The organism is Trujillonella humicola, from assembly GCF_046233715.1.
GTDB lineage: Bacteria > Actinomycetota > Actinomycetes > Mycobacteriales > Geodermatophilaceae > Trujillonella > Trujillonella humicola.
The window spans coordinates 40,947-54,023 of record NZ_JBJNRJ010000004.1; the positions used below are offsets into that span (position 1 = coordinate 40,947).

Sequence of the window (13,077 nt, forward strand, 5' to 3'; positions counted from 1 at the left end):
CCACCCACCCCCCCACCCCCCCCCCCCCCCCCCCCCCCCCCCCCCCCCCCCCCCCCCCCCCCCCCCCCCCCCCCCCCACCCCGCCCCCCCCGCCCCCCGGGACGAGGGATCAGCGCGGGAGGTCGACGGCGCCGGTGAGGTAGCGCTGCACCGTCGGCCCCACGGCCGCCACCACCTGCTCGGCCGGCGCGGAGGCCAGCGGTTCCACCCGCAGCACGTAGCGGGCCATGACGACGCCGATGAGCTGCGAGGCGACCAGCGAGCCGCGCCCGGCGACCTCGTCGGCGGGCAGGTCCAGCGAGCCCACGACCCGGCGCAGCACCTGGGAGACGAGGAACTCCCGCAGCATCCGGGCGCCCCACTCGTTGCCGACCGCGGAGCGCACCAGCGCCAGGCCGGCCGGGCGGGCCGGGCCGTCCCACACCCGCAGCAGCATCCGGACGACGTTGGCGCCCAGCTCCTCGCGGCCGCCGGCGAGGACCTCGGGCAGGAAGTCCTCGGGGTCGGCCGGCGCCTCGACCGCGGCGAGGAAGAGCTTGTCCTTGGTGCCGAAGTAGTGGTGCACGAGTGCGGGGTCGACCCCGGCAGCGGCGGCGATCGCCCGGATGGAGGCGCCGTCGAAGCCGCGCTCGGCGAACGCCGCGCGCGCTGCCGCCAGCACCGCCTCCCGGGTGCCGGGGTTGCCGGGGCGGCGCCCCCCGGGACGCCGTCGGACGCCGCTCAGCCGGTCCTCCTCCGCAGGGTCCCCGCCGCCAGCGCCAGGGCCAGCAGTGCGACGCCGGCCACGATGCCGACGTCCCGCCACATGGTGCCCGTCGCGGTCGCGGAGCTCCCGACCTCCTGCAGGGCCTGCACCGCGTAGGTCAGCGGCATGAGGTCGCCGACCGCCTGCAGCCACCCCGCCATCTGCTCGCGGGGGACCAGCAGCCCGCAGAGGAAGAACTGGGGGAGGACGACGACGGGCATGAACTGCACCGCCTGGAACTCGCTGCGGGCGAAGGCGCTGGCGAGCAGTCCCAGGGCGACCCCGAGCACGGCGTCGACCACGGCGATGAGCACGACCAGCCCGAGCGACCCGGCCACGTCGAGGTCGTACAGCGTCGTGGCCACCGTCACCGTGACCACGGCCTGGACGGTCGCGGCGGCGCCGAACGCGGCGCCGTAGCCCAGCAGCAGGTCCAGCCGGGACAGCGGCGTGGTGAGCAGCCGCTCCAGCGTCCCGGAGGTGCGCTCGCGCAGCATCGCGATGCTGGTCACCAGGAACATCACCACGAACGGGAAGATCCCGAGCATGGTCAGGCCGACCCGGTCGAACACCGGCGCCTGCCCGGGTGGCGTGGGGACGTCGCGCCACAGCAGGTAGAGCAGCCCCAGCAGCAGACCGGGCAGCACCGTGAGCATGGCGACGGTGCGGTGGTCGTGGCGCAGCTGGCGGACGACGCGGCCGGTCGTCGCGGCGGTCAGTCGCGGGCTCGGGGTGGTGGTCACGCCCGGCTCACCTGCCGGGACCGGACGAGGCGCAGGAAGGCCTCCTCGAGGTCGTCGGTGCCGGTGTCCGCGCGCAGCTGCGCCGGGGTGGAGTCGGCCAGCAGCTCGCCCTCGCGCAGCAGCAGCAGCCGGTCGCAGCGGCCGGCCTCGTCCATGACGTGGCTGGAGACCACGAGCGTCGTCCCGCCGGCCGCCAGGGCGGCGAAGCGCTCCCACAGCTCGACCCGCAGCACCGGGTCCAATCCCACCGCCGGCTCGTCGAGGACCAGCAGCTCCGGCTCGCCGACCAGCGCGCACGCCAGCGAGACCCGGCCCTGCTGGCCGCCGGAGAGATCGCCGACCAGCTGGCCGGCGGCGTCCCGGAGGCCGACGTCGGCGATCGGCGCATCGGCGGCCGCGGCGCCGCGGCCGTACAGCGCGGCGAAGTAGCGGGCGTTCTCCCGCACGGTCAGGTCCGCGTACACGCTGGGCGCCTGGGTGACGTAGCCGACGCGGGAGCGCAGTGCCGGGGAGCCGGCCGGCTCACCGAGGACGGTGATCCGCCCGGAGCGGACGCGCTGGACCCCGACGACGGCCCGCAGCAGCGTGGACTTGCCGCTGCCGCTCGGGCCGAGCAGGCCGGTGACCCGGCCGGCGGGCACGGCGCAGTCCAGCCCCGGGAGCACCCGGCGCGGGCCGCGGTCCACGACGAGGTCGGCGACGGTGACGGCGTCGGTCATGGGGACCTCCCGGCGAAGAACTCAACGTCTGATGAACTCAACGCTAGATGAGTTACCGCGACCGCGTCAACGAGATCTGCACAGCCGTCGGCATCAGCCCCTGATGCCGACGACAGTGCAGATCTCGTCGAGGGATCAGGCGGGCCGGCGGCGGCCGGCCGCGTCGAGGGCGCCGATGACCGCGAAGGGCACCACCGACCACAGCGCGAGGACGACGACGGCGGTGCCCACGCCGTCCCCGGACAGGTAGGCCGCCCCGCGCAGCGCACCGACCGCCACCCCCGGCGGCAGCAGGTGGGCCAGCGGCTCGAGCGTGCCGGGCAGGTACTCGGCGGGGTAGCTGCCGGTGCTGGTGGCCGCCCCGACGGTGAGCAGCCCCGCGGTGGCCACGAAGGTGCCGGCCGCGCCGAGCAGGCGCAGCGCGAGCGCCGCCGCGGCGCCGCAGGCCAGGGCCAGCAGCGCCACGAGTCCCGCGACGGTCCACCAGCCCGCCGGGAGGGTGTCGAACACGGTCACCGACAGGGTCGCGCCGACCACCCCGGCGACGGCGGCGAACAGCAGCGCGCTGACCAGCCGGAGCCGCAGCCGCAGCTTCGGGGCCACCTGGTAGCTGGTGATGCCGAACAGGAAGCCGCCGAGCACCACCCCGAAGGCGGTGTGGTCGACGGCGCGGCCCCGCTGGTCGCCGGCCGCCAGGGGCGCGACGTCGGTGACGGCCAGCGGTCCCGCCGCCCGGACGACCGGTCCGAGCGCGTCGGTGAGGTCCTGCGTCACCGCCTGCCCGTGCGCCCCGGCGACCAGCAGCCGGGGTGCCGGGCCGCCGAGGACGAGCGCGCCGTAGACCGCGCCGGAGGTGACCGCCCCCTGGGCGGCCGCGGCGTCGTCGAGCCGCTCCAGCCGCAGGGCCCCGGACGGTCGCGGTCCAGCGCGCGCGAGACGTCGGCCACCTGGGCATCGGTGCCGACGACGCCGACCGGGAGGTCGTGCGGATCTGCGGTGGGGAAGGCGGCCAGGTAGACGACGACCAGCAGCGCCCCCACGGCGACGGCGACCAGCGCGGGCAGCCCGATGCCGCGCAGCCCGGCGCGGACCGCGGAGCCGTCGGAGCGCTCCTCCTCCTCGGCCTGGTCGGCGGGTCCCGGCGGGGGTGCGAGTCCGGCCGGCATCAGGCGGGAGCGCCCAGCGCCCGGCCCAGCGCGTCGCCGGAGGTCCAGGCGGCCTCGACGCGGGAGGGGGCCGCCCAGCCGTCGCCGCAGGCGCCGATCCCGTCGAGCAGCCCGTAGGGCTCGTCCCGGGCCTCGGCGGGCCGGGCGAAGGTCCAGCGGTGCACCGTGGTCCACGCCGGCTCGCCGTCCAGCCCCAGCGCGCGGGCGACCGCCGCGGCCACCACCGGCGCGGCGGCATCGGGCTCGGCGAGGTGCCGGCGCGCGAGATCGGGGGTGGTGTGCGCGACCAGGACCGGCGCGCCGTCGCCGCGCCGGTCGCCGTCGTCGGCGATCCAGGTGACCGCGGCGTCGTCGTGGACGAAGGTGCCGTGCAGGTCGGCCGGCCAGCGCCGCCGGTCGTAGCCGAGGACGACGGCCAGCGCGGGTTCCCACGGCCGGTCGCCGAGCAGCCGGGCGGCGGTGCCGGCGTCGAGCAGCCGGGCCGCCTGGGGGTCGGGCATGGCGAGGACGGCGGCAGCCACCGGCTCGCCGTCCACCGTGGGGCCGGGGCGCACCTGCTCGACGGTGTGCTCGACGGTCACGTCGACGTCCGCGGCCAGGTCGGCGACCAGCGAGCGCAGCCCGCCGGGGGCCGCGTAGCGCACCGGCCCCGTGGTGGTCCGCTGGACGCCGCCGGGGCCGGCCACGGCGAACGTGTCGGTCCAGGGCCGGGCCAGTCCCCGGTCCACCCAGCCCGCGACGACCCCGGCGAACGCCGAGCCCTCCGACGCGGTCAGGTACGAGGCGCCGATGTCGACGACCCGGCCGCCGCGCATCCCGCGGCCGGCCATGCGGCCGCCGGGGCGGTGGGCGCGGTCGAGCAGCCGCACGGGGAGTCCGGCGGCGGACACCGCACGGGCACAGGCGACGCCGGCGATGCCGCCGCCGACGACGGTCACGGGGAGGGGCACCGCCTGATCCTGCGGGCAGTGAGCCGTCCCCGCTCGGGGAGGATCCGGTATGTGCGCCCCGAGCTGATCACCGATCCCGCCGACGACCGGGTGGCCGACTTCCGCGACCTCGTGGCCGGCGACCGGCGGCCGGGAACGGCGCGCGGCAGCGGGCCGGTCATCGTCGAGGGCGTCCCCGCCGTCCAGCGGCTGCTCCTCTCGCCCTACCGGGTCCGCGCGGTGCTCGGCGTCCCGGGTCGGCTGGCCGGCCTGGACCTGCCGGCGGACGTCGCCGCCTACGAGGCCGACAAGTGGGTGCTGTCCGACGTGATCGGCTTCCGGCTCACCCGGGGCGTCCTGGCGTCGGCCGACCGTCGTCCGCCGGCCGACGTCGAGGCGCTCCTCGCCGGCCCCGACCCTGCCGCCCCGCGACGGCTGGCGGTGCTCGAGGCGCTCAACGACGCCGAGAACCTCGGCTCGATCGCCCGCTCGGCGGTGGCGCTGGGCGTCGATGGGCTGCTGCTGGACCCGCGCTGCGCCGACCCGCTCTACCGGCGGTCGGTCCGGGTGTCCATGGGGCACGTGCTGTCGCTGCCGTTCGCCGTCCTGCCGGACTGGCCCGGGGGCCTGGACCGGCTGCACGCGGCCGGCTACCTGACCGTCGCCCTGACCCCCGCGGCCGACGCGGTGGACCTGGCCGCCGTCGACCCCCGCGCGCATCCCCGCACCGCGGTCCTGCTGGGTGCCGAGGGGCCGGGGCTGACGGCGCAGGCGCAGGCCGCCGCGCGCGTGCGGGCCCGGATCCCGATGCGCGCCGGCGTGGACTCCCTCGGCGTGGCGGCGGCGGCCGCGGTGGCGTTCTCGACACTGCGCTGAGGACCGGGCCCACCCGGGGCCGGAACGGACGAGGACGCCGCTCCGGTCCTGCGCCTCTTGTGAGGGCAGGCTCACCTCAGTAGAAGGGTGGGGTGACCCGCCGAACCCGAGCCGCGGCCAGCCTCGCCGGCCTCGTCCTGCTCGCCTCCTGCTCCTCCGGCTCGGACGGCGACGGAGAGGTGGCCGCGTCCGGGGCGACCGCCGGTGGCGGGGACCAGGTGGTGGTGGCCCTGGACGACTTCGCCGCGCTGCACGCGCTCTCGCTCGGCACGGAGCCGGACGTCGTCCTCGAGGTCTTCGAGTACGAGTCGACCTCGGCGATCTTCGACGACCTCGGCCTGACGACGCAGCCGTACGGGTCCGAGCTCGACGTGGAGGCGGTCGCGGCGCTGGAGCCGGACGTGATCATCGGCGTGTCCATCCCCACCACCGCGGCCGCCGAGGCGCAGCTGGAGGCCATCGCGCCGACGACGGTCGTGGACTACACGGCCGGGTGGGAGGAGCAGCTCGCCGTCGTCGCCGAGGCGCTCGGACGCGAGGACGAGGCCGCCGCCGTGCAGCAGCGGGTCGAGGACTCGGCCGACGACCTCGCCGCCGCGCTCGAGGACGCCGGCCGGGGCGGCGCGGTGGTCTCGGTCGTGGGGGACAACGGCGGGTTCTTCTCCCCGCCCGGCAGCACGGCGGTCGGGTCGGTCCTGTCGGGCGTCGGCCTGACCCGCCCACCGGCGCAGGAGGCGAGCGGGGACGCCACCAGCCCGTTCGTCCTGTTCACCGCCGAGACGTTGCCCGACCACGACGGCGACGCGATCTTCCTGCTCTCCGGCGGGCCGTACGCCACCGGGGGGCTCACCGGCTCCCCGCTGTGGCCGACGCTCGGCGCCGTCACCGCAGGCGCGGTCGCCGAGGTGAGCGGGGAGATGTGGCTCGCTCCCTCGGCCTTCTCGGTCACCTGGGTGCTGGACGACGTCCGCGCGGCCCTGCTCGGGGAGGGGGAGGTGGCGTCGGCGGCCGACGCCCCGGGCCGCTTCGCCGAGTTCGCCGGTGGCTGAGCCCGCCTCGCCGTCGGACCGGCCGGCCGCTGCCGGCTATCCGCGCAGCGAGAAGCGGGCGAGGGCCGCGCGGGCCTCCTCGGCGCGGCTGGGGTCGCACATCACGTCGTAGCGGCTCGCCACGATCCGGTTGGTGCTGGTGAAGTCGCGCTTGCCCCGGGTGGCGGCGTACCCCATCCCGCCGAAGAGCGCGCCGAACAGCACACCGATGAGCAGGCCGGTGAGGACCGAGGCGAGCCAGTTGGCGCCGTCCTCGGAGAAGATGCCGAGCAGCAGGCCGACGAACAGACCCCACCAGGCACCGGCGGCGGCGCCCGCCGCCAGCGCGCGGCCCCAGGTCATGCGGCCGGTCACCTTCTCCACCATCCGCAGGTCCGACCCGATGATCGTGACGTTCTCGACGGGGAACTTCTCGTCCGACAGGTAGTCGACGGCGGCCTGCGCCTGCTCGTAGCTGTCGTAGGACCCGACCTGGACGCCGCCGAGCGGCATCGACACCGACATGGACATGGGCACCTCCTACCCCCGGGTCAACGAGGGAACCGTCGGCGCCGTTCCGCCTCAGCGGTGCTTGCGGACCCCGAACACGATGTCCTCCCAGGCGGGGATGCGGGCCCGGGGGTCCTCGTCCTCGCCGTCGGGGCGGCCGAGGACGACGGTGTCGTGCTCGGCGATCTCGTCGATGTCCACCTCGGCGTCGGCGGCACGCCGCTGCGGCTCCGGGCGCGGCTCGGGCCGGACCTCGGCGCGCGGCTCGGACGCGCCGTCGGCCGGGACGACGTCGCGCACGTCGTCGTCGGCGCGCTCGGACGGGGGCACCTGCTCGGTCACCACCGAGACGGGCCGGGAGCGGTACAGCGGAGAGGCGGGCGAGCCGGCCGGCACGTCGGGGACCACGCGCACCAGCCGGGTGCCCTCGGCGAAGTCGGTGGTCGCGGCGTCGACCGGCGCGACGAGGCGGGCGGGGAGGTCGTAGGCCCAGCGGGTGATCCCGGACTTCGCGCCGGCCTGCCACGCCGCGGTGACGTGCCACACGCCGTCGGCGGCGCGGGCGGCGTCCCACCGGACGGCGTCGAGGTCGGTCCCCAGCAGGCGCAGCCGCTCGGCCATGAACTGCTGGAGCGGGGCGACCACGCTGCCGTCGGACAACCGCACCCGCGCCTCGCGCGCCTGCTCGGCCACCCGCTCGCGCTCCTGCAGCACGGGATGGGCGAACCGCAGCACGCGGTCGACCCGGATGCCCGCGGCCTCGGCGACCTGCTCCGGGCTCTCGCCCGCCCGGATGCGGGCCTGGATGACCCGCGGCGGAAGGCTCATGCCCAGGTCGACGTCGATCTGGCCCAGCCGGCGGGCGTCGCCGCGGGCGGCGGCGCGGACCCGGTCGTCGACGGGCAGCTCGAAGCGCTCGCCGTCCTCGCCGGGCTCGGTGCCGTCGGCGACGAGCACCAGGCTCGAGCCGTCGTCGGACAGCCCCACGAGGCGCAGCGTGCGCATGGGCGTCCTCCGTTCGTCGCGAGCCGAGATGGGTGGTCGCCCGAGGCTATCCGCGGGCTCCGGGGCGCCGCCGCAGCCACGCCCGGCGTGGCGGGAGTTGTTGCCGCCGTCATCCCGGCGCAACACGGCCCCTGCAGTGTGGCGGGTGGGGCTGGTGCGCCGGCCACCGGACCCCACCGGGGTGCGTGCGGGGCCACACCGCGCCGGCGTGCGACCCTCCCGCCGGCCGCTGCGCGCAGCCGCTGCCGACAGCCGTCTCTGCGAGCCGAGGAGGTGCCGTGGCCAGCCCCCTGATCCACCCCCGGATCGCCGTCGACGCCGGGCCGTCCGGCACGACCGCCGGCGCCCTGCCGGCCGAGGTCCGCCTGGCCGTCGCCGAGATCGCCGGCGCCGCCGGCGCCTGGTGCCCGGCGCTGTCACCCGCCGGTGACCGGGTCGCCTACGTGACCGACCGCTCGGGCACCCCGCGGCTGGAGGTCCTGCCGGTGGGCGGCGCGGCCGCGGCGTTGCCCCTGGTGCTGTCCGGCCCGGACCAGGAGGTCGTGTCCGTCGCCTGGGCGCCCGACGGCGCGTGGCTGGCCTACCTGGTGAGCCCCGGTGGCTCGATCCGCGCCGAGCTGCACGTCGTGCGGCCCGACGGCAGCGGGTCCCGGCCGGTGGCCGGCGAGGACCCGTACGCGACGGTGTTCGCCGGGCACTGGACCCGCCCCGGCTCCTACGTGTGCACCATCGCGCCGGGCACCGGGCCCGACGCCGACGTCGTGCTCGTCGACGTGGAGGCGGGCACGCACCGGACGCTCGCCCGCGGCGGGTTCCTGTCGGTGACCGCCGTGTCGGCCGACGAGCGGTGGGTGCTGGCCCGCCGCGGACCGCGCGGGTACCACCACGTCGTCCTGGTGGACGTCGGCACCGGGCGCGCCCGCCGGGTGCTGCCGCTGGACGCCCCGGGCGGCATCTTCTCCGAGGACGGCCGGTTCGCCCCGGACGGGCGGTCGGTGCTGCTGCGCGCCTCCCTGCCCGGCCGGCCCGGCACCGACCGCGCCGGCCTGGTCGAGGTGCCGTTCGGGCCCGACGGGTGCCTGGGGGAGGGGCGCGTCGTCCTGCGCCGGCCCGACGCCGACCTCGACGGCTACGCCGTCCGGCCCGACGGGACGGTCCTCGCCGTGTGGAACGCCGGCGGCGTCACCGAGCTGCACGTGCACCACGGGGACACCGGCGCGGTGGTCGACCGGGTCGGCCTGCCCGAGCCGGTCCTCCCGGGCTGGTCGCTGTCCGCGGACGGCGGCACGGTGGTCACCGAGCTCACCGGCCCGCACACCCCGCGCGCCCTGTGGTCGGTGCCGCTGGGCGCGACCGGGTCGCCGGCCCGCCTGCCCTCGCTGCCCCGCCGGCCCGACCGCGCCCTGTCGGTGGAGCCCGTGCGGGTGGACCACGCCGCCGCCGACGGCACGCCGCTGCACGGCTGGCTCTACACCCCGCCGGGCGTGCACGGCGCCAACCGCACGGTGGTCAGCTTCCACGGCGGCCCGGAGGGCCAGGAGCGCCCGGCCTGGTCGCCGGTGGTGCAGTCGCTCGTCGCCGCCGGGTGCACGGTCTTCGCGCCCAACGTCCGCGGCTCGGGCGGGCAGGGCCGCGCCTTCGCGTGCGCCGACGACGTGGCCGCCCGCGAGTCGACCTTCGCCGACGTCCCGGCCACGGTGCGCTTCCTCGTCGACGCCGGCCTCGCGCTGCCCGGCCGGATCGGCGCCCACGGCTGGTCCTACGGCGGCTACCTGACCCTGGTGGCGCTCACCCGCTGGCCCGACCTGTTCGCGGCCGGGGTGTCGCTGGCCGGCATGAGCGACCTGCGCACGTTCTTCGCCGGCACGGAGCCGTGGATGGCCGCCGCGTCGGTGACCGAGTACGGGGACCCGGTGGCCGACCGCGACATGCTGGCGGGCATCTCGCCGATGACCGCCCTGGACCGGCTGACCGCGCCGGTGCTGCTGGCCCACGGCGACCGCGACAGCAACGTGCCGGTCGCCGAGTCGGTGCAGGCGCACCAGGCCCTCCAGGCGCTCGGCGCGCGCAGCGAGCTGCTGCTGTTCCCCGGCGAGGGGCACACGATCGTCGGCCGCGAGCACGTGATCGAGCTGTGCGAGCGCGTCGCGGAGTTCTTCACCCGCTGGCTGTGACTCGGAGTGCGGGAGCCCAGGAAACCTGCGCTCCCGCACTCCGAGTCACAGGCGCTCGGCGACGAAGTCGATGCAGGCGGTCAGCGCGCTGACGTCGTCGGGGTCCACCGCGGGGAACATGCCCACCCGCAGCTGGTTGCGGCCGAGCTTGCGGTAGGGCTCGACGTCGACGACGCCGTTGGCCCGCAGCACGTCGGCGATGCGCGCCGCGTCGACGCCCTCGGCGAAGTCCACCGTGCCCACGACCAGCGACCGCTGCGCCGGGTCGGCGACGAACGGGGTGGCGATCGGCGACTCCTCGGCCCAGCGGTACAGCCGGCCCGAGGAGTCCCGCGTGCGGGCGACGGCGCCGGGCAGGCCACCGAGACCGTCGAGCCAGTCGAGCTGGTCGGCCAGCAGGAACAGCGTCGCGACCGCGGGGGTGTTGTACGTCTGGTCCTTCGCCGAGTTGTCGACGGCGACGGACAGGTCCAGGAACGCCGGCATCCAGCGGCCCGAGGCCTTGATCTCGGCCACCCGCTCGAGCGCCCGCGGGGACATCAGGGCGATCCACAGCCCGCCGTCGGCGGCGAAGACCTTCTGCGGGGCGAAGTAGTAGACGTCGGTCGCGCCGACGTCCACCGGCAGGCCGCCGGCGCCGCTGGTCGCGTCGACCAGCACCAGCGCGTCGTCGTCCGCGCCCGCCGGGCGCTCCACCGGGGCCATCACGCCGGTCGAGGTCTCGTTGTGCGCCCAGCCGTAGGCGTCGATGCCGGGCCGGCCGGCCGGCAGGGCCAGCGTGCCCGGCTCGGCCCGGCTGACCACCGGGTCCCCGAGGAACGGCGCCTCGGCCACGCCGGAGGCGAACTTCGAGGAGAACTCGCCGTTGACGCCGAAGGCGGCCCGGTCGCGGATCAACCCGAAGGCCGCGGCGTCCCAGAACGCCGTCGTCCCGCCGTTGCCGAGGACGACGGCGTACCCGTCGGGCAGGTCGAACAGCCGGTGCAGGCCCTCGCGCACCCGCCGGACCAGCCCCTTGACCGGGGCCTGCCGGTGCGACGTGCCCATCAGGGCAGCACCGTCGGTGGCGAGGGCCCGCAGCGCCTCCGGGCGGACCTTCGACGGGCCGCACCCGAACCGGCCGTCCCGCGGGAGCAGGTCGGCCGGGACGGTGATGCTCGGGGTGCCCGTCACCTCAGGCCGGCGAGACCTGGCTGATCGACTTGGTCTGGACGGTGTCCCAGCCCTCGACCTCCTCGGGCTTGCGCGGGTCGGGCCCGACGTAGCGGGCCGACGGGCGCACCAGGCGGCCGGTGTTCTTCTGCTCGAGGATGTGCGCGCACCAGCCGGCCGTGCGGGCGCAGGTGAACATCGAGGTGAACATGTGGCTCGGGACCTCGGCGAAGTCGAGCACGATCGCCGCCCAGAACTCCACGTTGGTCTCGACCGGGCGGTCGGGACGGCGCTCGCGCAGCTCCTTGAGCGCGGCCTGCTCCAGCGCCCGGGCGGCCTCGAAGCGCGGCGCACCGAGCTCCTCGGAGGCGCGGCGCAGCACGCGGGCACGCGGGTCCTCGGCCCGGTAGACCCGGTGGCCGAAGCCCATCAACCGCTCCTTGCGGTCGAGCAGGTCCTTCACGTACTTCTCGGCGTCGCCGGTCCGCTCCACCTCGTCGAGCATGTGCAGCACGCGCGAGGGCGCGCCGCCGTGCAGCGGGCCGGACATCGCGCCGATGGCCCCGGACATGGCCGCGGCGACGTCGGCGCCGGTCGAGGCGATGACCCGGGCCGTGAACGTCGACGCGTTCATGCCGTGCTCGGCCGCCGAGGTCCAGTAGGCGTCGACCGCGGCCACGTGGCGGGGGTCGGGCTCGCCGCGCCAGCGGACCATGAAGCGCTCGACGATCGTCGCGGCCTCGTCGATGCGGCTCTGCGGCACCGCGGGGACGCCGATGCCACGCGCGGACTGGGCGACGTAGGACAGCGCCATGACCGCGGCGCGGGCCAGCTGGTCGCGGGCCTCCTCGGCGGAGATGTCCAGCAGCGGGCGGTAGCCCCAGAACGGGGCCAGCATCGCCAGCGCGGCCTGCACGTCGACGCGCACGTCGCCGCTGTGGACCGGGATCGGGAACGGCTCGGCCGGCGGCAGGCCCGGGCCGAACTTGCCGTCGACCAGCAGCGCCCAGACGTTGCCGAAGGTGACCTTGCCGACCAGGTCCTCGATGTCGACGCCGCGGTAGCGCAGCGCACCGCCGTCCTTGTCCGGTTCGGCGATCTCGGTCTCGAAGGCGATGACGCCTTCCAGTCCGGGTACGAAGTCGTCGGCCATCTCGCATGCTCCTCTGCGCGCGCGGGATCGTGCGCCGGGTCGCGGCGCACGACAACGCCCGAACCATAGGCCCGACCTCCGGGGCCGGCGCAGCCGGGGCGGGTGCGGTGGCAGCATCGGACGGGTGCCCGACCTCTCCCGCATGCGCAGGGACTACGACCGGCCCGTGCTGCGCGAGAGCGACCTCGCCGCCACGTGGGTGGAGCAGTTCGACCGCTGGTTCGCCGACGTCGTCGCCGCCGGGATCGACGACCCGAACGCGGTGGTCGTCGCGACCGCCGACGCCGACGGCGCACCCGACGCGCGCATCGTCCTGGTCAAGGGCTACGACGAGTCGGGCTTCGTCTTCGGCACCAGCTACGCGTCCACCAAGGGCGCGCAGCTGGCGGTGAACCCGCGCGCGGCGCTGGTCTTCCCCTGGCACGCGCTGCAGCGCCAGGTGCGGGTGACCGGCCGGGTCGAGCGGATCGGCGACGCCGCCTCCGACGGGCTGTGGGACCCCCGCCCGCGCGAGGCGCAGCTGGCCGCCGTCGCCTCCGTGCAGTCCACCGTCGTCGACTCCCGTGACGAGCTCGAGACCCGGGTCCGGCTGCTCGACGAGGGGACGCCGGAGGGATCGGTGCCCCGCCCGGCCACGTGGGGCGGCTACCGGGTGGTCCCGGCGACGGTGGAGTTCTGGCAGGGCGGACCGGGACGGCTGCACGACCGGCTGCGCTTCCTCCGCGACGACCAGGAGGGTGGCGGCTGGATCGTCCAGCGCCTCGCCCCGTGAGCGGCCCGGCCCCCGAGACCCGGGGGGGGGGGGGCTCCGGCGCCCCCGCCCGGCTGACGCCGCCCGACCCCGTGGACGGTGCGTGGTCGTCCGCCCAACCTGCCC

Annotated in this window: 14 protein-coding genes; 4 read left to right on the forward strand and 10 right to left on the reverse strand. The window is 76.7% G+C overall.

Translation table 11 applies throughout. From position 1 onward, the window contains the following. Window positions 1-109: 109 nt before the first annotated feature. The 6 genes from ACK586_RS03485 to ACK586_RS03510 all read right to left on the reverse strand — a co-directional run bounded on the left by ACK586_RS03485 (window position 110) and on the right by ACK586_RS03510 (window position 4,323). The gene (locus ACK586_RS03485) at window positions 110-661 is read right to left on the reverse strand and encodes a TetR/AcrR family transcriptional regulator (RefSeq protein WP_409329057.1); all 552 of its coding nucleotides are present in this window, start codon (window positions 659-661) and stop codon (window positions 110-112) included. 59 nt (window positions 662-720) lie between these two features. After that, complete coding sequence (locus ACK586_RS03490; RefSeq protein ID WP_409329058.1) at window positions 721-1,488, reverse strand: ABC transporter permease; 768 nt, start codon at window positions 1,486-1,488, stop codon at window positions 721-723. Next, entirely contained in the window at window positions 1,485-2,207 is a 723-nt protein-coding gene (locus tag ACK586_RS03495; protein ID WP_409329059.1) for an ABC transporter ATP-binding protein, read from the reverse strand. Before ACK586_RS03495 ends, ACK586_RS03490 begins: the two co-directional genes overlap by 4 nt. Window positions 2,208-2,342: 135 nt before the next feature. After that, window positions 2,343-2,981 carry a hypothetical protein gene (locus ACK586_RS03500; RefSeq protein ID WP_409329060.1) on the reverse strand — a complete coding sequence of 213 codons (639 nt, stop codon included), beginning with the start codon at window positions 2,979-2,981 and terminating at the stop codon, window positions 2,343-2,345. Next, window positions 2,978-3,373, reverse strand: coding sequence for a hypothetical protein (locus ACK586_RS03505; protein ID WP_409329061.1), 396 nt, complete (start codon window positions 3,371-3,373; stop codon window positions 2,978-2,980). Before ACK586_RS03505 ends, ACK586_RS03500 begins: the two co-directional genes overlap by 4 nt. Next, window positions 3,373-4,323, reverse strand: coding sequence for an NAD(P)/FAD-dependent oxidoreductase (locus ACK586_RS03510; RefSeq protein WP_409329062.1), 951 nt, complete (start codon window positions 4,321-4,323; stop codon window positions 3,373-3,375). The genes ACK586_RS03505 and ACK586_RS03510 overlap by 1 nt, the downstream gene beginning before the upstream one ends. Before the next feature lie 51 nt (window positions 4,324-4,374). Between ACK586_RS03510 and ACK586_RS03515 the strand changes: the two genes are divergently transcribed. Then, on the forward strand, window positions 4,375-5,178 hold the full coding sequence (locus ACK586_RS03515; protein ID WP_409329063.1) for a TrmH family RNA methyltransferase: 804 nt from the start codon (window positions 4,375-4,377) through the stop codon (window positions 5,176-5,178). Between the two features lie 92 nt (window positions 5,179-5,270). Continuing rightward, entirely contained in the window at window positions 5,271-6,227 is a 957-nt protein-coding gene (locus ACK586_RS03520) for an ABC transporter substrate-binding protein (protein ID WP_409329064.1), read from the forward strand. Window positions 6,228-6,263: 36 nt separating this feature from the next. On the opposite strand, the gene ACK586_RS03525 is transcribed toward ACK586_RS03520, so the two are convergent. Further along, the gene (locus tag ACK586_RS03525) at window positions 6,264-6,737 is read right to left on the reverse strand and encodes a YflT domain-containing protein (RefSeq protein WP_409329065.1); all 474 of its coding nucleotides are present in this window, start codon (window positions 6,735-6,737) and stop codon (window positions 6,264-6,266) included. Window positions 6,738-6,788: 51 nt separating this feature from the next. Beyond that, complete coding sequence (gene sepH, locus ACK586_RS03530; RefSeq protein WP_409329066.1) at window positions 6,789-7,721, reverse strand: septation protein SepH; 933 nt, start codon at window positions 7,719-7,721, stop codon at window positions 6,789-6,791. Between the two features lie 278 nt (window positions 7,722-7,999). On the opposite strand from sepH, the gene ACK586_RS03535 reads away from it, so the two are divergent. Then, a complete protein-coding gene (locus ACK586_RS03535; protein ID WP_409329067.1) occupies window positions 8,000-9,895 on the forward strand; it encodes a S9 family peptidase in 1,896 nt (631 codons plus the stop codon). Window positions 9,896-9,940: 45 nt separating this feature from the next. Here the strand turns inward: ACK586_RS03535 and serC are convergent, their stop codons facing one another. Continuing rightward, the gene (gene serC, locus ACK586_RS03540) at window positions 9,941-11,068 is read right to left on the reverse strand and encodes a phosphoserine transaminase (protein ID WP_409329068.1); all 1,128 of its coding nucleotides are present in this window, start codon (window positions 11,066-11,068) and stop codon (window positions 9,941-9,943) included. Between the two features lies 1 nt (window position 11,069). Continuing rightward, on the reverse strand, window positions 11,070-12,200 hold the full coding sequence (locus tag ACK586_RS03545; protein WP_409329069.1) for a citrate synthase 2: 1,131 nt from the start codon (window positions 12,198-12,200) through the stop codon (window positions 11,070-11,072). Window positions 12,201-12,324: 124 nt separating this feature from the next. On the opposite strand from ACK586_RS03545, the gene pdxH reads away from it, so the two are divergent. After that, entirely contained in the window at window positions 12,325-12,972 is a 648-nt protein-coding gene (gene pdxH, locus ACK586_RS03550) for a pyridoxamine 5'-phosphate oxidase (protein WP_409329070.1), read from the forward strand. Window positions 12,973-13,077 lie beyond the last annotated feature (105 nt).

Excerpts from the sequence above, each read along its gene's own strand:
- ACK586_RS03545 (WP_409329069.1), bottom strand. The coding sequence starts at position 12,200 with ATGGCCGACGACTTCGTACCCGGACTGGAAGGCGTCATCGCCTTCGAG.
- ACK586_RS03505 (WP_409329061.1), bottom strand. The coding sequence starts at position 3,373 with ATGCCGGCCGGACTCGCACCCCCGCCGGGACCCGCCGACCAGGCCGAG.
- sepH (WP_409329066.1), bottom strand. The coding sequence starts at position 7,721 with ATGCGCACGCTGCGCCTCGTGGGGCTGTCCGACGACGGCTCGAGCCTG.
- ACK586_RS03495 (WP_409329059.1), bottom strand. The coding sequence starts at position 2,207 with ATGACCGACGCCGTCACCGTCGCCGACCTCGTCGTGGACCGCGGCCCG.
- ACK586_RS03525 (WP_409329065.1), bottom strand. The coding sequence starts at position 6,737 with ATGTCCATGTCGGTGTCGATGCCGCTCGGCGGCGTCCAGGTCGGGTCC.